Genomic DNA, 21,243 nt, shown 5'->3' with positions numbered 1-21,243 from the left:
GAAGCGTTAAACGCCCGCCCGAACGACGACGTAGTGAGGGCGCGTAGCTCAGCGGACAGAGCACTTGGTTCCGGACCAAGATGCCGCGGGTTCAAATCCCGTCGCGCCCGTTCCGTTTCGTAACGATCCAAATCCGACAGACGGCAGTACGTTCCTTATAAAGGACAACTGCGATCTGCGAGTGATTTCGTTACGTCGCGTAACGGGGGTCGAAGCCTTCCTGCGATTCGCGTACATCCAAACGGTGGTGAGAGGTATTGAATTGGTCGATTTGCTTCCCTCGTAGGAACTTGATGGTAAGTAGGGTACAGACCAAATCAGACTCACTAAGCAACTAGCACCGCGCTGAGGATCCATTTTTAGATACTGAATTTATGTCTCTTCACGGACGGTTTTATCAGTCTTGTCACTGTAATAGAACTATGCCGAGCCAATCTGAAACACACCCGGCTCACATACTTCCTCGGAGTAAGATCAGCAAGTTGTGGACTCAGCTGCTTCTTGCTCTCGTCCCAATTAAGGATTTGAAAACTGCACGGAAGCAGGTAGTTGATATCTACGCTACTGCGTATTCAGATATCGACGAGCTTCAGGACGCTTTCAGCGAGTATAGCAACCCTGACTTGCGAGAATGGGCAGTCAAGCCTCACAGTCGGATTCCCAACTATGATTCCCATGAAACGGTGACTTCTCTGCTTACTCTCCCAGAGAAAATCCTTGGGTGGCTGAGCAAGGCGCTAACCGTCGTTGCGGTAGTCTCTGGGTTGTTTTCTGCTCGGTGGGTCTATTCTGTTGCCATGGACGGGTTACACCTGCTCGCGGTAATTGAAGCAAGTGTCCCTGTCACAGTTATCGCACTGGGTGTCATCTACCTGTGGTTCCTACATGTGGACACTCTAGTTCATCAAACGCTGAGCGAAGAGCTTCGCGTCGGAAAGGGATGGGTACAGACACGTCGACGAGCGCAGATTGTTGGAAACGGCGTATGGAACCGTTCACTGTTAGGTCAGACAGGACTGTTCCTCGTCGGATTCTTTTATTTTCTTAACGCTCTCCCCGGGTTACCTGTAGTCGGCAGACTATTTGATGATCCCACAAACTACTTTACCCAACTGATCACGAACAACTTCGACCTGTTCTATAAGTCAGACAGTCTAATCAACGCACTACGACAGTTAATTCAGCAAGAGGCCTAATTCGGTCGTGTTTGAGAACTTTTGGTAGGATTTCCAGCCGTCAACTCCCACCTTCGTCAATCGGGTGTTTCAGACTTAAACAGGTCTAGAGGTTCGATAACAACAAAGAGATGAATTGTAAACCAAACTCATCTGGAATTATTTTCTACCGGTCGAAGATCCCGCCATCGAAGATTTTCGGTATTGCCATCGCCTGTGTCAACACGGAATAGATGGGAATCACGTGGATCTCCCGTTTCGCTTCCCGCGTCGTCTTCAAAAACTTCGACAATCATCCCGGTTTTCCGATGGAGACGACTGTGATCTGGATCCTCCCTATCTGGAATATCAATGCGAACTTGATCCCCCACCTCAAATCGTCTCATTGTCTACTGCTTGTACTGCTCCATCCTGTTAGTTATGGCTGGAATTGAAGATCAACAAGAGAATTGCTCGATGGGACAGGTCAATAACTTGTTCCACAGCAACAATCGTGTCTCTTGTTGTGTATTCAAGACATCAACAGAGAACTCTCTCAAGCCTTATCAACTCCTTTATGACCAGTCCTACTAGAGAGATTGATAAGAAATGAGCGACGATCTTGACTCTCGCTTTCGTATCTATCAACATGATTCGCGGGAGCTGAAGTCGAGGTTAGAGGAGGAGTTTGATGATACCGACGGTCTCGTCGACACAATCATTACTTCTCCCCCTTACGCCGACTTAGTAGATTACGGAGAGCACGAGGAACAGGTAGGTAAGCAGAATTATGAGGATTTTCTTGACGACATTCGCGAGATCTACAGACAATGCTATGATATCGCCTCCGACGATTGTACGCTCTGGATCGTCACTGATACGTACAAGACTGGAGGCCGTGTCGTCCGCCTGCCGTTCGATATCGCCGACGAACTAGAAAACCTACCAAACTACGAAACCTGTCTAGAGGAGAACTGCGAGGGAGTTCTTCGTCGCGATCGTGCAGATGGGACGCTAATTTGTAGGACGTGTGGAGAGGTCTATGATCCGCTGCCGGAGTCATGGCGGATGGAGGACAATATCATCTGGGATAAGCTCCGGACACGTCCGTGGCACCAGAAAGGTCGTTTGCGCAACGTGTATGAGCATGTGACGATGTTCTCCAAGACAGACGACTTCAAGTACAACAAAGACGCGATTCGGATCACCAATACCGACGAGTTCGAGCAGTGGTGGGTGAATTACCCCGAACGATACAATCCGAAGGGAATCGTCCCGAGCAACGTTTGGGAGTTCCCGATCCCGAAGCAGGGGCAGTGGGGACCGAAAAAAAGTTTCCACCCGAGCCCGTTCCCGGAAGGGCTTGTAGAGCGGATTGTTCGCCTCGCTTCCGATCCCGGCGACGTCGTATTCGATCCCTTCGCCGGAATTGGGACGACACTCGCTATTGCGGAGGCCCTCGATCGAAAGCCGCTTGGGTTTGAGTTGAACGAGGAGTATATCGACTATTACGAAGAACATGTCCGTCCTACCGCCCTTCGTGAGGTTGGGACGGTTCAGTCGACACTCCGTGATGAACAAGCTGAACTTGCACGGAAAATCTACACTCTCCGAGTTCACAAGTACGCGCTTGAACTGTACAAGGAGTTCATAAACTCAGAAGAGCACGATATCCGCGAAGGGCAAATCGAGTTTATTCACGCCGTCAGCGACCCGGCACAGTTTGGCGAGGTCGATGAACCCGAAGCCGAACTGCTCTATGTGTGCGAATCTGGGTCTGATTTCAAGAACGTTGACATTGATGCCGCGAGGGAAGGAATGTTGTCGGAGAACAAAGGTTCCGGTGATTACTACGGAGTTGAATTTAATCCAGAGTTCATCACTCTCCATGATTATCTCAGCGAGCGTCTCCCGGAACGCGACGTTGACCTAGAGAATGAGTACCATCTGTACATCGACGGCGCTCACAACTGGGCAGAGCACAGTTTCACGCCAGCTGATTGGAAGGCGCTCGTTGAGGCCGGCGAGTGGAAGCGATACTGGTCAAAGAGCAGGCCGCCACTAATCTCGAATATAAATATTCAGGCTGAAAACCCAATGGACAAACGCAAGCAAGACGCCGAGGGGCATCAGGTAGACTTCAGCAGTTTTGATTAAATTACTAAGACTCCTCCCCCCGCGCCTCCCAGCCTTTGTGGAAGTGGGCCATATTCACTGCTGACTCAAACCGTGCTCCCGATGGAACGTGATGTAGCACCGGCTCATCGTGCTTCATTTCAATTGTTCCCTTTTCGAGCAGCTGTTCGACAATGAGCATCGCCTTCTCTTCGTAGATATCCTGCGTCAGGAACTCGTCTTCAGTGCTAGCCATTACGCGAGTGATGAGTATGAACTGTCTTAATTATTGTTTCCAGCAGTATTGATCCGCTCGCACAGTTATATTATCCACTAGACATCGCAAGGTACCATTTGGAGTCGACGATCAGTCTTTGTCGAAGCCCTCGGGGTTTATCACCCAACGACCGATAAAATCGGTAGATGGCTGAGCCGATTCTCAAGTGGGTTGGAGGGAAGCGACAACTCCTTCAGGAGCTTCGCTCGCGATTTCCCATCTCGTATGACAAATATCATGAGCCGTTCATCGGCGGCGGTGCGGTCTTTTTTGATATTGAACCCTCCGAAGGCACAATAAATGACCTCAATCGACGGTTGATTACATTCTATGAAGTCATCCGCGATCACCCCGAACAATTAATCGAAGAGAACCACCGCCACGAGTATGAGGAAGAGTACTATTACGATGCTCGCGACCGGTTCAATGAACTCCACAAGCTCGACGACCGTTCCCTCGAACAACAAGTAGAGGAGGCGAGCTTGATGCTCTACCTAAATCGAACCGGATACAATGGACTATACCGGGAGAACCAATCTGGGGGCTTCAACGTTCCATTTGGTCGACACACAAATCCAGATTTCATTCGGGAACGACAAATTCGGAAAGCGAGCAACATACTTGATGACATCGAGATTCATAATCAGGACTTCGACTATGTCGTAGACGACGCTGATGAGGGTGACCTCGTCTACTTCGATCCACCCTATCAGCCTGTGTCTCAGACTGCGGATTTTACCCAGTACCAATCAGATGGGTTTGACAAAGACGACCAGCGACGACTACGCGATTTCGCTGTCAAACTAAGTAAAAACGGGGTGTACGTCGTTATCTCGAACTCACCACCAGTTGGCGAACTCTACGAGAACGTGTCCGGATTTACGATTGATATCGTCGACGCAACGAGAATGGTGAACAGTGATGCAGACAATCGCGATGACGTGGCGGAAGTTATTATTACAAACGTACCGACTGATGACCAGCAACAACAGGATTTAGGAAACTATGTTTAACCCTCGTATGTTCCCAGTCCACTCTGACAGAGGATGATATGCAGTACGAGGGCAACAGAGCCAACATGAGCAACAAGGTATCAAAACAAAGGTTCACTCTTACAGCACACCGTACGGACTCGGACCAGTACCACTGCTGGGTTTCTGATGAGGAAGGAGTTCCTGAGATATTCTTTGAGGAACTCGAACGCATCGAGGCGAAGTTCTTTCAGGCTGATCGACAGGATGGCGGAATGGTAACGGATCATCTCCCCGTCGAAGGTGACTACTCGCATTCACCGATCGATGTCGGTGAGGTCGTATTCAACTCAAATGATGAGATCGTCGATATCCAAATTGATCTAGAGGATGCGAAAAACCAGTTGCAATCGCGGGGATACCTTTGATTTACCACCGTCGGTAGCTCGTCTTCTCCTCATAACGGATTGTAATAAGCGACTTCGTTGAAATTCTATTCTTCGGACACTTCCATATCTATCGACGATAGGATTTAACTCGCTTTGTGGGTCCTGATGTTCAGCTTCTTCGGATTATGTGTTTACGATGACCTCCCTCGGATCTGTGTAATTGCATCTCATGGTTCCCAGACAACTCTCTTGAGACAGTTTCCATGGAGTGCTTTGGGTGATTTATTTCCATCCCGATGTTAGAGACAATTGGAGGAATCTTGTCATCAGAATACCGCTCCGTCCACTGATCAGAGCCGTCATTCAGCTTTCGCCATTCGTCGTACGAGATACCTTCTGAATACACGTAATGTCTACCATCCTCGTAAATGAAGAGTTCCTCTGGCAGATGTGTATAGGTATCATTAGCGATTTCGTTGATGAACTCTTCTACTGTCAGAACTAATGTCCGAGCACGAATCCCGAAGCCAGAGCAAGGTTGGATGGTCGTGACTTCTTCCGCCTTTTCATCGTAGTCTAATGCCTGTCGGGCGGTCGTCTCATCATCAACAAGAAGAATTAGATCTATCTGCCCGTGGACATCATTCTCCACCGACTGGTACCCGAGTTCCCGACTCACGAGGAAGGTAGTATGTACATCCAATTGTGAGGGGCTTGAGAGGCCGAGTTCTCCCGCCATTGTTCGGAGCAATTCTCGCGCATACTTTGTTTGGCGTAATCCGCAGATGATCTGAGCCAGATTCTCCTGTGACGCAACCTGATCCTGCTCTTCGTGCTGATCCTCCAGATATTCCCTCAGAGCAGGATAAACATCGCAGTACTTTTTATTTAGCTCAACACCGATTGGTCTCCGATCCATCAGCTCTGATTGTCCCAGCACAACACCAGAGCCAGCAAAGGGATCTAGCACGATGTCATCACTCTCAGTAGAGAGTGTGAGAATCTGTTCGATTAGCTCTGGAGGAAACGCTGCGGGGTGATCAAACACGTCTACCTCTCCAGTGAATGACCCTCGTGTCGGTGGTTCAAACTCCCAGATATTTTCAGGAAGCTTCCCGAGTGGATGGTAACGTTCGGGGAAATCAGCCCACCATTTCTTGAATTGGGCGGGATCCGATTCTCGGATACGATCCATCTGCAGCTCAAATTCAGGATTTTTGCTGAAACAGAGGATATACTCGAATACGTTCCGTAGTCTCCCCTCTTTCGTATACGGAAGAGCGCGGTTCTTATTCCAGATGACGATGTCTTGGAGGATCCACGACTCATCGTTATCCGTCGTGTGGCCGCAGTGAGGGCACGCTGTCTGTCGGCTATCTAGCTCCTCAACACCTCTTAGTATCGTATTCTCACAATTTGAACACTCTAGTCCCTGATCGAGGTTCTGACAAATACGTGCGATGTCGAATGGAAGCTGGACGATTTCGCGATTGCGTCGGAAAGTATTCACGACAACCCAGAGTGAGCCGTCATCTCTGGTGACCGAGTATACCTCGGAAAAGAGGTTTTGGAGCTCTTGGAGATATTCAACATAGGATCCGTGTTGTCCTATTTCATTTTCCTCGCTTGAACCATATTCCTTGAGATCGTAGTACGGCGGGGAGGTGATTGTTGTATCAACGAACTCCGCTTGTTCGTTCAGCGTGTCTGTTGCATGGTCTCTTATTGCTGGAATGATCGACTTCGCGTCACCGTGGTGAAGACCGAAAATATCTGAGTTCGAATCAAATGTGGGTGTGCTTGCGAGTTCTTCTGCCGACTCCTCCTCTTCTGGTATTTGATTGGTTGTCGACGCGCCACCCGACGAGACTCTCTTACCGTACTCTCTTCCTTCTGGAAGTAATTCCTCGTCAGAGAGTTCTTCTCTTATCTTACGCCAGAGTTCGCTGTTCGTATCCAGCCGTGTCTTCTTATTGTCAGTCGGCACTTCATCAGTATCGCCGATTGGGAAGATCCGGAGCGTGCCTCCGAAGTAATTATACTGATTATTGCGCGTCAGGTCAAATAGGTCCTCAAATACTGAGGTCATCAGTACTCGGCCGTTCGCGTAAATGTCGATACCTTGCCTGTTCTGACTTGGCCGATACCGATATCTGAATTTCCCGCTTTGAGTGAGTAAATCAGGATATTCTTTCTCCGCCCATTTGGTCATCGAGTCAATATCCAGCGTACCAGCCTCATACCGTACTTGATACCGATCTCCTTGAGGAGTGGACACGTGGAATTGGCGAGACTTCTGCTCTGTTTCGTCAGTATAAGAAGGACTGATAGGGGGTACCTCAAACGTTCCCTGCTCGTTGGAGGGTAGGTCGTGATAATGTATGACTATTTGATTGTCATCGCGGGCAGAGAGTAAGCGCCGAAACATGACGCCGAGTCGCTCACGTATGTATTGAATTTTCGTTCCAAGTGAGTCAGCCGAGGGCCAGACATCAGAATCGAACTGCGAACGTGCACACGTCGCATGGATGCGCGTTCCGTGGTCAGCCTGTAGTAATGGATCAACACCGTCTGGAACGCCAATCTTCCACTGACTTTCTGTCGCGTCGACTATGGGTAAATCACCGGTTATTGGGCCGTCAACGCGTAGACAATCACTTTCAGTTGTCTGGGTAACTAGTGAAAACCAGTGAGTGTCATCTTCGAGGTCACGCTGTTTGAGGGATTCCTCAAACCAAGCTAAACTCGCTTTCAATCCCCATCCGACGTTATTGAGTATCCCCTCCGATATTTCCTTATTACCTGTTCGGAAAACATGATTCTGGAGGTCTTCTCTTGTGATGCCGGGACCATTATCCGAGATGTACGTAGTTACCGTTTCTTCCCCGCGAACAAACGAGATAGAGATATTAATCCGTTCATCAGGCTCATCGAAGTAGCTCTCTCCGTCAACGACTGCAGCCACCGAGTTATCAACGAGTTCTTGAGTGGCATCCAGAAAGTTTTCGTGCTGCTTTGCCATTCCGGAGGCCAGCATTTCCAGCTCTACCGCTGATTTACACGTTTCGCTATTCATGAATTGAAGCCTCCTTCGTAAATTCAATATCAATCTTCATTGTGGCTCTTTGCTTGCTTCTCTCCCTTATCCGAGTTTAATCTATGGATCTAGTTGAGAGCATTATGACGTACGCTTGTTCTTTACTGAAATACGACTGCAGCCCGGTCTGTGGGCAAATAATCTACGGGCAAGGGTTTTCTAATTGGACCTACACATTTAGAATAGTGAAGAGGGAACCCGAACAGGAATCCGGGGAAAGAGAGCTGTCTGAATCACCCTCACGAAAGGAATTAGTAGAAGAATTGCTGCGGCTGGATTCGGCTCTCGACCGAATACCGTATCCCTCTGACGTTTCGGAGATGACCAATTATTCTGCTGCTAAGTATCAGAATGAATTTGGCTCATGGGATGAAGCGCTTGATGTAGCGGGTATTGACAAAGAGAAAGAACTCCTCGCCGAACTTCAACGCGTCACCGATGAGCTGGGAAAGAAGCCAACTCAATCAGAGGTAAATTCCCTTGGAAAATACAGCCACAGCATGTATGCCCGATATTTTGGTCAATGGAGCACCGCGAAGGAGCGCCTTGATGAATTTGGTGTCTCAGAGACTGTAACATCACAGCAATCGGAGGGAGTGGAAGACCCATCTCAATCCGAGTCTAAATTCGTTTGGAACACTTCTGTTGAGCAATCGATAGACAATGACCGACAGGAACCAACGCAAACCAATGCAGGAGAGTATACCACTGAAGAACTATTAGATTACATTCGAGAATTAGACAAACTGTTTGGGGAACCACCATCAGAACAGTTTGTACGCCATTATGGCTCATACCCAATTAGGGCCTACGAGATACGTTTTACTTCGTGGAATGGCGTAATAGACGCAGCAAATCTAACATCAGTTGATTGGGAAAAGCGATCCAATAGGAAGTTCACACGAGTTGAAATCCTTGATAAATTGGTGGAATACGCTGCGAAAGTTGGTAAGGTTCCTGAGCCAATTGATGTCTGGAAAAATACTGATCTTTACGCATTGACTGTTGAGGATCGGTTCGGAAGTCTTGGGACGGCTTTTGATCTAGCTGGGATTACCGATGATGCGTTTGAAAGACGCACAGACCAGCCGGATGACGCCGATGTAGACGTTTCACCTGATGGCAGTGGTGTTATTCACGAATTGGAGCGGATAGGTGTCCCCCCATCTGACCCGCCGAGCACATCTGATTTTGAGCAGGAATCGATTCTCTCAGTAGTAACGGTCAGGGAAGCTTTTGATACATGGCTAAATGCACTACAAGAAGCGGGTTATAACCCTGAAGCCGCAATTGACGACGAGGAATCAGCGCAGGGATACACAAAAGAAGAACTGCTCGAGGAAATTCGTCGAGTTACGATCCGGATCGGCGCAGTCCCAGCTTCAAGAGATTTCGACAATATTGCGGACATGACCTCTCAAACAGTTAAAAATCATATTGGAGGGTGGGGGGTTGCCCTAGAGAGGGCAGGAGTCAGTAATCTAGATAATTCCGAGATTCGCAGTCTGTGGGAGGAATATAAACTCCCAGATGCTGAGACGCTTCAAGCAGAAGTGGAATGGGTTGATGAGGCAGTGGCAGGACGGACTACGAGCGCCGATATTCGAACATTCGCTCGGTACCCTGAGTCTTATTTTGAGGAGGTTTTCGGGTCTGTCGATAACGCTCTGGAATTAATAGAATAAAGCTGATTTTAGTTCGATGAAATAATCGGCAGTTAGTAGGAATCCCTGATATCAGTCGTCGAAATCGTAGAATCCTTGTCCTAATTGAACAACGTCGGTTGTGAGTTCACTAAACCCATCTCCCGGACGAACGTAGAGGCTGTGCAGTTCCTCGATGCCACCCCGGACATACTCTTGCGCAATCTTATAGACCCTCTTTTGATCGCGAAGAACCTGAGGGTCTCTCTCTTCGTACGCGGCAATCGATTTGATAATCCATTCCTGTTGATCGGAGAGTGATGGACGATTAAACAAGGCATGGCGTCCAGACCCTAGTTCTATTCGCCCCGACCGTTTTCGTCCGTATCCAAGCGCGAACATGAATAAGTCGATTCGCTGTACGCTGTAAAACGGGGAGTCCTCTTCTCCAACCAGAGTATCGAAGTAATCTCGTGCCTGTTGATCCACCACGACATCGCGGCCAGCTTTTGTTTTTTCGTATCCAGATTCAGGACTCTGGTCACTCATTTTTCTTTCACCTCTGTGATTTCATTTGAATAATCGAGAAGATATTCGTTCGCCACACTGTTTTGAAGATGTGCACGTACTTCGTCAGTATACTCCTCGTCAGTCATGAGGAAGGTAATTTGGGTGTCCACCAAATAGGACGGAAGATTCTGAGCGATACGCTTCTTTGGTTTGCTCGAAATACGCCCAAGCGGTGTATCAATCACGATGGGAGCATTGAATCCACTAATCTTAGTCAGCGCAGACATAAACGAGAGAGCAAGTACTTGCTTCTCACCAGCAGACAGCGACCCGATCTTATTATCGCCATGTCTACCATAGACACTAACAGTATAATCGTCTCCTAGCTCAACGGTGTAATCCTCATCTTTCCAGATGAGGTCATTGAAGTATCGATTCATATTCTCCTCGGTGTTTTCCCTAATCTGTGCGAGAATCGTACTCTTGATTTCAGTCAACTCTTCATGAGCTTCTTCAACGAAATCCAACTTCCTCATCATCGTCCGGTGTTTGGTTTCCTTGGCGGCTTCCTCACGCCATTTATTATCGAGTTCATTGACCTTCTCATCCAGTGTTTCAATCTCGTGTTCAACCCTTCCAATTTCTTGACGCATTTCGCTGATTCTTCCCTCAATTTCGCTACGCTGGGATTCAAGACTGCTCACATCGACATCTTCAGGAAGGTCGTAACTCTTGAGTTCGTTTGAGATATCTCGGAGCTCTCTATCAACCTCCCCCAGCTCATCTTGCTTTTCGGATATTTTCTTTCGATTGGAAATGATATCTTCAACTAGATCCTTTCCATCGTCTATGATCCGAGGAATCTCGGCTTTTCCTTCGAGATTCTCCTGCATCACTAAGGACATCTCCTGCTCAAGCTCTGCAAGATGACGGCGTTTTTCTTCGTCTGAATCCAGATCAGCTCCACAAATACATTCACCACTTTCGAGCAGCTCTTGAACGAACCAATCTTGTATTTTTGGGGGAAGCTGACCCGCTTGGGCGAGTTCTGCGAACTGCTGATGGGTGAAGTCCAATGCTTTCAAATTATAGACGATAGGTCCTGCCTCCACCATCCCCTCGGTGGTTTCATTTTTCAACTCACTAATTTCATCATTTAGCTGGTCTAGACGCTGATTGAGATACTTTCTTCTTTCCTGTTTTTCACGAACTGCGGCATCGCTGCTGTCACGCAGTTTTCCATCGATCCGGTCAATATTTGATTGGGCTTCTGCAATATCCCGTTCAAGCTCATCTATCCGCTCTTTTTTTCGTTCGCGCTTCTGCTTTGTTTCATCAAGTTCTTCTTTCAGCCGCTTCGCCTCACCTTCGAAGTTAGACGCTTTGCGACCAATCTCCGTGTCCATCTTGTCGAGATGCTCTAGTGCTCGATTTAGCAGCTCAATATGTGACACGTCAAGGATGGCAGTGCGGACCCGTTCAGGGTAGCCTTCCTCGAAGAACTTGTGGAGGCGCTCACCATCGAATAAAAAGTATTCATGAACCCGAGTCGGTAATATCTCATTCAGATACGTGTTCGGGTTATCCACTGGCTTCCAATCACGGTTGACCCGACGTTGAAGATTGAGATCCCCGACAACGCTGTTGAAGCCCCCATCAGTCTTTATCGTAGTGAACTCGCGTTTGAAAACATACTCTGGCTCGGTTTCACCAAGTTCGATCTCAACGTAGCCCGTTGCCTTCCCGCCATCATTAAGATCCTCAAGTCGATCACGATTTACCAGTGGGAAGGTCTCTAGTCCACCTTCTTTCTCTTCCTTCAGATGCTCTTCGGTCCCGTAGAAACAGAAAGTAATTGAATTTAGAATATTAGATTTTCCTGCGCCATTTTGCCCTTCAATGACGTTGATGTGGTGTTCACCGCGTTTTCGGAGATCTATCGTCTGCTCTCCCTTGTACTGACGATAATCCTTCAGAGTGATCGATAGGATCTGTAAATTTGTCATTCGTCTGTGTCCATGTATTCTTCAATGAGATCGTCGTATTCATCCTTGAAGTGTGGACGCTCTCGATCCATCTTTGATCGCTCAAAGGTCAGGATCTCATTAATGAATTGACGTTTATTATCATCTTCAATCTTGTCGACATGCTCCAAGATGAGACTATTGACGTCGGACTTGTTCATTGGTATCTAATAGAATGATCCGAAGTATACCACTTAAATGTCTTCTTCTTAAGAAGATCTCTCGCTGTCGGTGTCCTCATCGTTGCCCTCAACGATTCCGTATTCCATCCGGATCCCTTCGATCTTGTTTCGAGCACCGTGCTCGTTACGAGCGTTTTTTGCAAATTCCTCGAAACGTCGAAGTTCTTTACGAAGAATGCCCCTCTCGGATTCAGCGACACTTTCTGTTGGATTCATTGTCGGCACGACAATAAAGTCGTAAATAATTGCCTTTTCTTTGCCCGGGTATTTCCGAAGTACCCGACCACGTCGCTGAATAAATTGCATCGGGTTTCCCGTATTCGACATAAGTATCGCTTGCTTGGTTGATGGAACGTCAACGCCTTCATCCAAACACCGCATCGCGACGAGAGCGTCTATTTCACCCTTATCAAAATTGGTGAGTAGCCCTTGTCGTTCGTCGTTGTCCTCACGATATGTGAATTTGTGCTGGCGAATACCCATCTCGTTCAAGATATCTTGAACGTGATCAATCTGTCCCGAATTTGTGTACACAAGCAGGTGGTCGGGCTCACCAATCCTATTTAAGACCGACCGGAGACTGACGTATTTATTTTCAGCACTCTTAATGATATTTGCTCGCTTCATCGCTAGCCGATTTACCAACTCCTCATCAGCATCATCACTAGCGGCCGCAGTTGCGAGACGCTTTGAGAGATTATTATAGTCCTCGAGCTCTTCTTCTGTTAACTCAACGATAGTTGGATAGTAATCGTACGGAGTAAGAAACTCGGGGATTGCTTCTCCTAACGCATACTCAAAAACGATCCCTCCAAAGTAATCAAGAATATGTTCTGACCCCTCCTCATCGTAGTGTCGTTTCGGAGTCGCCGACAAGCCAATTCGGTACTCGTATTCCTCCAGTAGGGCTGTGCGTTGATGTTCGGATCCGAGACCGTGAACCTCATCAGCGATTAACAATGCGTCACAGTTTGATCGTTCAATCTGATCTCGGAAGTACTCATTTGCAAGCGTCGTGTGAGTTGTTATTACCAACTGGTCGGATCCCATTCCAAGCGTAAGATCTGAAAGAATACGCGACAGATCCTCTTTCCACTGTGTATTCGCTGAACCATAGAGGAACTTCGGGTTATTGTAGCCGAACTTGGCAATCTCAGTATTCCATTGGTCTGCGAGGTGGGTGTACGGAACCGCGATGACTACGAGTGTGGGAGTGGATCTTGATTCAAGAAACTCATCCATGGCACCGAGGGCTGTGAACGTTTTCCCCGTGCCGGTAGCCATTCGGAAGAGCCCTTGTCTCTGGTTTGCAAACCAGTTATCGACGGCCTCTCGCTGATAAGGCCTGAGAGTAATGCCATTGTCAGATTGTTCTGGATCGGGATATGGACGATGTTCATGATCTCGGAGACTCGCGATATCTTGCCTGATTCCCTCGGGAAGCGAAACCACCTCGACGTTCTCTTTTGAACCAGACCAAATCTCATCAAACCGTTTTTCCTGTAGTGTTACCCCTTCTGCATCTCGATCGCTCAACCAACCGCAATCAACAGTGTATGCTTCATAATTCTCGAATGAATGGGCGCTGTCGTTTTTTGACCCGTGGAATGCAAGCTGGTTCCCCTCTGTATCACGAAAAATGCCAAATTTGTCATGAAAATCGCCATGTAGATCGTCTTTCGGGATCGCAAATCGAATTTCCAGCAGCCCGTCAGCGATCATCCACGCGATGGCATTCCGGGTTTGGTACTCAAGATCATATTGTAAATCGCGTACGGTATCGGCCAACTGTTGCTGAAGCACCTCATCGTGTTTCGCTTCCTGACCCAATTTGAGTGCCTCCCAATCCTCTTGTTCTAATATAGGACTCATTATCCATTTCGCGGTGCCTCCGTTCTCCGCAAGTTTGGCAACTCCTCTGGATGCAGAACGAAGCCAATTCGTCGTGAAATATCCGACACCACGCTTATATTCGACAGATCGTGATAAAAGCGGATTGTAGAACTCATCAACAAAGTTGACATCGGACGTATCAATAACACGTGGAATGTCCAGTGAAGTGAATAGGTCATCATCCGTCATTTGAATAGAGTAATCTAACCAACTGCCCGAATAAATCTGTTGACCACCCGTACCGTGTAGCAGGTAGGATTTTATTATGAGTCAAAATTCTCTCACAGCACGCATTTACTGAAATAATTCTGTGTGTACGAGTGTATTATACCGATCCATGACCGATGTCGCACACTTTTCTCATAGCTTCTGTTGTGCTCTGACCTAGCGTGCAAAAATGAGGTACAAGATAGGCTTGGTGTAATATTACAAATCGAAGCTATGAGCCCCCTTCCGTTTCTGTGTAGCCCGGATACCACCAGACTGTGCTCCTTGTACCCGTCTTCTTCGACTTGAGGATTCATCATCTACCTTCGCAGCAACCGCGTTATCGATGAGTTCCTGTAAGGCTTGGAAATAATTTTCATGCTGCTTCGCCATCCCGGATGCCAGCATTTCGAGTTCTACGGCCGATTCGCAAGTCTCGCTACTCATGCTTGAAAACCACCAGTTGTTGGCCAAATATCGAATTTCACGGTTCTATAGAGGACTTGTATTCCTAATCCATCTTAACCTATGGATCAAGGTCAAACTAACAACCACTGAGTGACCCTGAGATATGTTTCTAAATTGTTCCCACTTACTAGATTGATCTGACTCCTCTACACTACGGTCATAATACAACCTCGTAACTTCTGTTTCAAATATTGAGTATTTCAACAAAGTAGTCGTTTTGACAAAAATATATTAAAATAGGTTGAAATCTCTACTAGGCGGCACGACTCCGTTATTTAAAAAAATATTAATTGGTATGTCTATATATACTAACGATCATGACAGTCTATTCTCGGTACTACTCAACCAAGGTATACTATAATCGGTGCCTCGATCGACGAGGGAGATAGGCAGTCCATCATCAGATGCCCCCTCTGGAAGTTGATCGACAAATACACAGCCCTCAACGGGTATCGTCTCATCTCCAGACACCTCACTTGAGGACGGATTCATGAAGTACGAATCCCTGTACTTTCCGTAGTACATGTATTCGAGTAACTCGGCTATGCCTTTCTTTATTTCTTGAATATTACGAGAATACTTACACTCGCCAATAAATACTCCCGACAAATTATCATTTTCATCGTAGCGAACTAAAACGATATCCGGGACACCTGACCAAAGATCCTGTCGCCTTTCACTTGCCAGAGCTTCTTTCGAATATTCTCGCGCGTCATGATGGACAGCATAGAGTCGTTCAAAAAAACTCACGTTCTCACGACCCTCTAGGAGGCTTAGTTCTTCACTGACATCTGAGAATTTAGCACGAAACGTCATGCCATCCGGCCCCTCCGAGTGGTGATACAGCTCATAGTGCTCATCTTCCGCCATGCAGGAGGCAATTAGATCTGTCCCTGATTTTACTACTCGGAGCTGCCTCTCAGAAAACTGCTTGAGTAGTTCAAATGTCCAATAAAGCTCGAACAACCGACCACCTTTATCAGTATCTGGTCTAACGTAAACGTTAGTAAGGATATCGCGAGCTTCGTCCAAGCTGATATCATTATTCTGGAGTTTGTAATAATTTTCGAGGAGCTTGGCTGCTTCTCGGTATAGAGGCCTCCGAGAGCGTTTTACCGCAGTTATATCACGAGGGGAGATTCGTTCAGGTGGGTTAATGTCTCTTAGATACACATTCTGTGTCAGTACATTTTCCAGTGTTCTTAGGAGGTTCGGTTCTACCACCCACTCTTTAAGCCATGTATAGCTATCAGGGTCTTCAACGGCAGATTCTAACTCATTTTCGAAAATCGACTGTATCTCTTCGAGTAAGCGAACTAGTACTCGGTTCTCCGGGGTATCATATTCGGTTTGTGGTTGAGAACAAACAAATCGGGATTTATCGACAAATCCACGGTTAGCATACATTTCAACTGTCTCCCCCCAATCGACTTTCCCCTCAATGCCTCCTTTCACAAGTTGTGATTCTTGGTACGTTGACCGTTGCAAACGGCGAATGCGCTCAGACAATCCCTTCATGAACGGGACAACAGTGGGGTCCGTCTGTTCGCCAGTAAACGGTCGATCGGACCCAGTCAGTACGAAGTGAACCCGTAACAACGATTGAAGCCCATCCACGTTCAAATCTGGGTCAGTAGCCTCATCCCCGATTCCCGGGATGTTGACGCCCTTTCCGACGTATGTATGAAATATTTCTGCAGTCTCCTCAACGAGTTGCTCTGGTGAAGTTTTTTTCGTGGGGGAGGCTCTAGTCATCTGGACTCATTTAGACAGCTTTTCTTCATCTATACCGAAGTATTCGGCTGAAAACTCCCTAAGATGATCCCGATCGAGTGGGAGACCGTCGTGTTCAAGCAGAGCATTGATTGCATCCACTTGGGTTGCCTCGGGAAGGTCGCCGAGTTGCGGCAGTACATACATTTTGAGTGGTGAGGTCAGGTCAGTCTCTTCACTAGACTGTCGTGCGACCGCCGTTGCGACATTGTGAACAATTGCTGGTCCAATTGACCGATGTGGCTGAAATGTTTTCCAAAATGAACTAATAGCGTCTATTTGAGACTCGGTGAGGGTAAGCACATCTGTCTCATCTTGCGGAGGACCTTCCCCATTATTTGACTCATCATCTGACTCTGATTGGATATCACATTGAGTGTTACTAGCCAAACCTATCTTTGACCAGACGCTCACGTAGTCGTTGAGCAACGCTGGAGAAATTTCGCTTTCATCGGGTGCGGCAATATTAACGAATGCAAACCGGCGCATGAACGCGTAGCTCAAGTCGTATAACGTCATTTTATCATGTGTATTCATAGTCGCTAGCACTCGCCACGACTCAGGTACAAAATAATTGGTAGGCTTGACTTGCCGAGAGGTATCCCCGTCACCGATAATCGTAATCTCTTCTCCGTTGTCGGATTTGAACGAAGTGGCTACCGTATCGCCTGCTAACGCAGAGAAAAAGCTCCCGAATGCTTTGTCGATGTTCGCGCGATTGATCTCGTCAATGATCAACCACTCATTAGCAGGCATACCGTCTTTATTTTGGAATCGAGAAAGGAACGTGCCGGGAATGAATTCCAGATGAGACTCTCGATCGGGTTGATATCCTCCAACCGTATCAAAAGTGGACCAGTTGGCTGTGGCAGTAACCATTGCATATCCGTCCGGCCCACAAACCGACTCTGCAATATGCTTCGCAAGTTTGCTTTTCCCTGTGCCCGGGGGTCCGACAAAGATTATATGCTCACCACTTACTATAGCTTCCTTGACTTCCTGATAGATGCGGTCGAGCTGTTCGTCCGGGTAGTATAGATTGATTTTATTTGCATCGAGTAGCCCCTCTGTTGGGATTTCTCGCTCTAAGTCTAGATCGGCGTAGGTCTGATACTCGTTCCCTTGCTCAAGAATATGCAAAGCCGCCCGCGGGGGGATGTCCCCGAGGATACAGTCTTGAAGACCACTTTGGTTAAAAGGATATTTTTCGATACCATCCAATGACTCGCCATCTTCAACTGCAATGGCTGTAAGTTCGGCGAGGAGGTCACTCAGCGGTACCTCACGATCAAACTCACGATGATAAATCTTCGCTCGGAACAGCTCGGTTCCGTCTTCGGTAATTGTTATTCCGGGTTCCTCTAGACGTGCATATCCAACTACTTTGCCGTCCACATAGCGGAAAATGATGTCCTTTGGTCCGATGGAGTGCGGCCGAAGGGCACTCTCTTCGATTGGTATTCGGATATATTCAGTGAACTCACCGAGTCGCTCGGGTGATTGTGACCAGTAAAAATGGTAATCTACGGGGGACTGCTCTCGAAGTTCGACCATCAGAGACTGTGGTGATGGCGGAGGTTCGAACTGCCGTATACCGCCTCGCCTTCTGATTAAACTGGTTCCTGCGGATGTAATCTCATAATTCTCCCCTTCAGTAGTTTCGACATACCCGAGTCCTCGGAGAAAATCTAGTCGCCGTTTTGTCTGCTGACTGTCTTCCCAGTCGACATCCAACTCGGATCTTAGTTCCTCGTTAAGATTGTCAAGCTCAGTGACACCCCGATACTCAATCTGGCGTAGAAGTGCTTCGAACCCAATATACGTGTCATCTAGTATCTGGAAAATCTCAGCCTCCTCATCGTGCGAGTCGAGTAGTTCATACCCTTTTGATCCAACCTGATATTGATTAACTTCTTGTTGGAGAACATCTGCTTCGCGCAGGAAAGTTAATTGTCGCCGAGTATCGTCTTCGTCTCCTAATAAACCGCTTTCGAGCAGGTATTCTACAAGATCGTCTTCGACAGGAGATTCAGAGTCGACGTGTCTGATAATGTCCATGATAGTCTCATTGTACTTTTGGACATCACCCGGAACCGGATGGACGGTTGATTTTTTACTCATATGTTCTCAGTTCAATGTCATAGTGATCACCGTGTTCATCACGGCGGTTTTCAAGCTCTCGGAGGTCACGTTCCGCCGGGTCGGTTGCTTCTGAAGCCCAGATCTGGGTGCCACCATATGAGCGATCAAGCCGTTTGTAGTGGTCCTGATAGAGCATCGCTCGATAGACATCCTCGGGTTTCGCTACATCTTCGACAACCAGATGTAGAATGTCTTCTGCACCGGAATATTTGGAAACGAGCTGAATGTCCACTCCATCCGCTTCAACGTCTCTGTCTACGCGCTCTGCTTCTTCTCGTAGCCGCTCTGCTACGGCCGACACCCGGTCATCGAACTCATCGTCGGGAGTATTCTCACCGCCTTCTCCCGTCGCTGTGGAGGCTCCGCCGGTTCCGGTGGTCACACTATTGGAACCGGAACCCGTGGTGCCTGCTTCTTCCTGCTCATCCTCGTTACTATCGATATCACTGCTGTCGGCGTCTTCACTGCCATCATCACCGCCGTCAGCATCAGTACCGTCATCATCGACGTCAGAACTGTCTCCAATCTTTGACTGAGAACCTTCATTGTACGTACTTTCAGGCTTGAACTGTTCACTATCTAGCCACTCAACGAGCCGCTGCCAAAGTTTAGAGCCTTTTTCTACGCCTGTTTTATCGTTTTTAGTAGGAACTTCGTACTCAGTAGGAGATGCCGGAATAATCCGAACCATTCCGCAGTATCCGTTGTACTGGTTGTTCCAAGTTAGATCAAAAACCCACTCTGCTGTATCGAGAATCCGCCCATTTCCGTAGATGTCGACACCTGTCCCTTCTTGATTCCATTTGTATCGCCAACGAAATCCTTCCGTTTGTGGTGACGTGATCTTCAGGTCTCGCTCTTCAGCATCTACCGCATCATACATTGCGGGAAGATCCAGTTCGCCGTATTCATAAGATATATAATACTTTTCGCCTGTCTCTTCGAACTCAAATACGGTCGACTCGTACCCATATTGCTCTTCTCCGTACGTAGACGAGTCAAGTTCAGATAACTCCTCTTCAAATTCATCATATGAACCGTAGTCAGTTATCTCACCAATCTCGAGATCGTCTGGCTTTGCTTTGAAATCCGGCGAAATTGGGACGACCTCATATTCATCTTCCTCTTCGATTTCTCCATCTTCGTTTATATCACGGAATGTTATGAAGATATTATTGTCTTCATGTGCTTGGAGTAAGTGCTGGAATTTAACCCCCAGTTCTTCCTGAATGTACCGCATCTTGGTCGACATATTCTGAGCGATGGTCGCTACTCCACTATCGAAGTTCTCGACAGCGCATGTCAGATGTACACGTGTTCCGTGTTCTTGATGGGACAATTTTTCAGCGCCATCATTCCACAACTCCTCATCGTCAGAGTCGTAGACGGTCAACCCGCCACCGATAGGACCATCAACTCGCTGAATTGTAGATGCATCCGGCTCTCTGGACAAGACGTGGAAGCGATTTTCGTAGACACTTGGGCCTTGCGTCGATTGAAGTGATTCTTCGCACCAACAAATGCTCGCCTTGAGCCCCGCGCCGATATTATTGAGGATTCCGTTTGAGTAGTTAGTGTCCCCAGTACTGAATACGTAATCGCGAATAACCTCTCTGGACATCCCCTTACCGGCATCTGCTATTATAACCCTGCAGGTTTCTGGTGTTCTCTCAAAATCTAACTGGATTGTGAATGGCTCCGGGTCATCGTAATATCTCTCGTTTTGAACAGTAGCCGATATAGAGTTGTCAATCGGTTCTTGGAGCATCTCACGATAGTCATCGTGCTGCTTCGCGAGAAGTGGTCGTAACTGCTCTAAATCTGACTCAGTGTTGACGTTTTCTTCGGTGCTCATTCTATAGTATATCTATATGCTGAAGTTGTTTTGATTGGTTCGGGTCCAATCTATAATCTCGATAATGGTTTGTCGCTGCAGAACCACTTTGAACTATCGGTCCTGTTTAGAATGCAGTTCTTCGCTAGATCAAAGGACAGCGAAGAGACCATTGCTCGTTTCCTATTATCAACTAGGGGTGCAAGGAGGTCTAATTTCACGGTCACCAATCAAGTCGAAATTCATATTTGGCGTTTCGTATCGGTATATCCCGGATACCACCAGACTGTGCTTCTTGCGCCTGTCTTCTTCGACTTAAGAACACCTTCCTCTTCTAACGATCTGAGTCGGTTGTATACAGCTCTGCGACCAATCGGTAGTGACTCCGCAATCTCATCGGCCATCAACACCGGATCCTCCGCGTTCACGAACACTGTCAGTATCTCCTCGTCAGATACCGTCGGCTTGCGACCGGGGCCATCGCTACCCATTCGATTCAAAACGCGAGACGTGAGGGGCTAAATCTATTTGTTCCACCAACGGAAGTGTTATGTTAGTTCCCAC

General features: G+C 47.6%; 15 protein-coding genes and 1 tRNA gene. 6 read left to right on the top strand and 10 right to left on the bottom strand.

The window, feature by feature from the left end:
* Positions 1–37 precede the first annotated feature (37 nt).
* The 3 genes from DJ70_RS08645 (at position 38) to DJ70_RS08635 (ending at position 3,311) form a co-directional block, all read left to right on the top strand.
* Positions 38–110 (top strand) — tRNA-Arg (locus DJ70_RS08645).
* Positions 111–422: 312 nt separating this feature from the next.
* Positions 423–1,196, top strand: coding sequence for a hypothetical protein (locus tag DJ70_RS16875; protein WP_143420993.1), 774 nt, complete (start codon positions 423–425; stop codon positions 1,194–1,196).
* Between the two features lie 567 nt (positions 1,197–1,763).
* Positions 1,764–3,311, top strand: coding sequence for a DNA-methyltransferase (locus DJ70_RS08635; RefSeq protein WP_094532000.1), 1,548 nt, complete (start codon positions 1,764–1,766; stop codon positions 3,309–3,311).
* Between the two features lie 4 nt (positions 3,312–3,315).
* On the opposite strand, the gene DJ70_RS08630 is transcribed toward DJ70_RS08635, so the two are convergent.
* Positions 3,316–3,525 carry a hypothetical protein gene (locus DJ70_RS08630; RefSeq protein WP_094531998.1) on the bottom strand — a complete coding sequence of 70 codons (210 nt, stop codon included), beginning with the start codon at positions 3,523–3,525 and terminating at the stop codon, positions 3,316–3,318.
* Positions 3,526–3,692: 167 nt separating this feature from the next.
* Between DJ70_RS08630 and DJ70_RS08625 the strand changes: the two genes are divergently transcribed.
* Both DJ70_RS08625 and DJ70_RS08620 read left to right on the top strand, forming a co-directional pair.
* Positions 3,693–4,559, top strand: coding sequence for a DNA adenine methylase (locus DJ70_RS08625; protein ID WP_094531996.1), 867 nt, complete (start codon positions 3,693–3,695; stop codon positions 4,557–4,559).
* 65 nt (positions 4,560–4,624) lie between these two features.
* Positions 4,625–4,945: a hypothetical protein gene (locus tag DJ70_RS08620; protein ID WP_143420992.1), complete on the top strand. Its 321-nt coding sequence runs from the start codon at positions 4,625–4,627 to the stop codon at positions 4,943–4,945.
* A gap of 130 nt (positions 4,946–5,075) precedes the next feature.
* On the opposite strand, the gene DJ70_RS08615 is transcribed toward DJ70_RS08620, so the two are convergent.
* Positions 5,076–7,982: a DNA methyltransferase gene (locus DJ70_RS08615; protein WP_094531992.1), complete on the bottom strand. Its 2,907-nt coding sequence runs from the start codon at positions 7,980–7,982 to the stop codon at positions 5,076–5,078.
* Between the two features lie 83 nt (positions 7,983–8,065).
* On the opposite strand from DJ70_RS08615, the gene DJ70_RS16870 reads away from it, so the two are divergent.
* Positions 8,066–9,688 (top strand): homing endonuclease associated repeat-containing protein, encoded by a 1,623-nt coding sequence (locus DJ70_RS16870; RefSeq protein WP_143420991.1) that lies wholly within the window; start codon positions 8,066–8,068, stop codon positions 9,686–9,688.
* 51 nt (positions 9,689–9,739) lie between these two features.
* On the opposite strand, the gene DJ70_RS08610 is transcribed toward DJ70_RS16870, so the two are convergent.
* The 8 genes from DJ70_RS08610 to DJ70_RS08580 form a co-directional block, all read right to left on the bottom strand.
* Positions 9,740–10,195: a hypothetical protein gene (locus DJ70_RS08610; RefSeq protein WP_094531990.1), complete on the bottom strand. Its 456-nt coding sequence runs from the start codon at positions 10,193–10,195 to the stop codon at positions 9,740–9,742.
* Complete coding sequence (locus DJ70_RS08605; RefSeq protein WP_094531988.1) at positions 10,192–12,162, bottom strand: AAA family ATPase; 1,971 nt, start codon at positions 12,160–12,162, stop codon at positions 10,192–10,194. The genes DJ70_RS08610 and DJ70_RS08605 overlap by 4 nt, the downstream gene beginning before the upstream one ends.
* Complete coding sequence (locus tag DJ70_RS08600) at positions 12,159–12,341, bottom strand: hypothetical protein (protein ID WP_094531986.1); 183 nt, start codon at positions 12,339–12,341, stop codon at positions 12,159–12,161. Before DJ70_RS08600 ends, DJ70_RS08605 begins: the two co-directional genes overlap by 4 nt.
* A 48-nt stretch (positions 12,342–12,389) precedes the next feature.
* Positions 12,390–14,444, bottom strand: a complete 2,055-nt coding sequence (locus DJ70_RS08595; RefSeq protein WP_094531984.1) for a DEAD/DEAH box helicase family protein — start codon at positions 14,442–14,444, stop codon at positions 12,390–12,392.
* A gap of 801 nt (positions 14,445–15,245) precedes the next feature.
* The gene (locus DJ70_RS16865; protein WP_143420990.1) at positions 15,246–16,685 is read right to left on the bottom strand and encodes a hypothetical protein; all 1,440 of its coding nucleotides are present in this window, start codon (positions 16,683–16,685) and stop codon (positions 15,246–15,248) included.
* Between the two features lie 6 nt (positions 16,686–16,691).
* A complete protein-coding gene (locus DJ70_RS08590) occupies positions 16,692–18,824 on the bottom strand; it encodes an AAA family ATPase (protein ID WP_094531982.1) in 2,133 nt (710 codons plus the stop codon).
* A complete protein-coding gene (locus tag DJ70_RS08585; RefSeq protein WP_094531980.1) occupies positions 18,817–20,700 on the bottom strand; it encodes an ATP-binding protein in 1,884 nt (627 codons plus the stop codon). The genes DJ70_RS08590 and DJ70_RS08585 overlap by 8 nt, the downstream gene beginning before the upstream one ends.
* A gap of 221 nt (positions 20,701–20,921) precedes the next feature.
* The gene (locus DJ70_RS08580) at positions 20,922–21,170 is read right to left on the bottom strand and encodes an HTH domain-containing protein (protein ID WP_094531978.1); all 249 of its coding nucleotides are present in this window, start codon (positions 21,168–21,170) and stop codon (positions 20,922–20,924) included.
* Positions 21,171–21,243: the final 73 nt, after the last annotated feature.

Source organism: Halorubrum halodurans, from assembly GCF_002252985.1.
Taxonomy (GTDB): Archaea; Halobacteriota; Halobacteria; order Halobacteriales; family Haloferacaceae; genus Halorubrum; species Halorubrum halodurans.
Note: the sequence above shows the minus strand (reverse complement) of the source record. Positions and strands in the feature narration are given on the sequence as shown.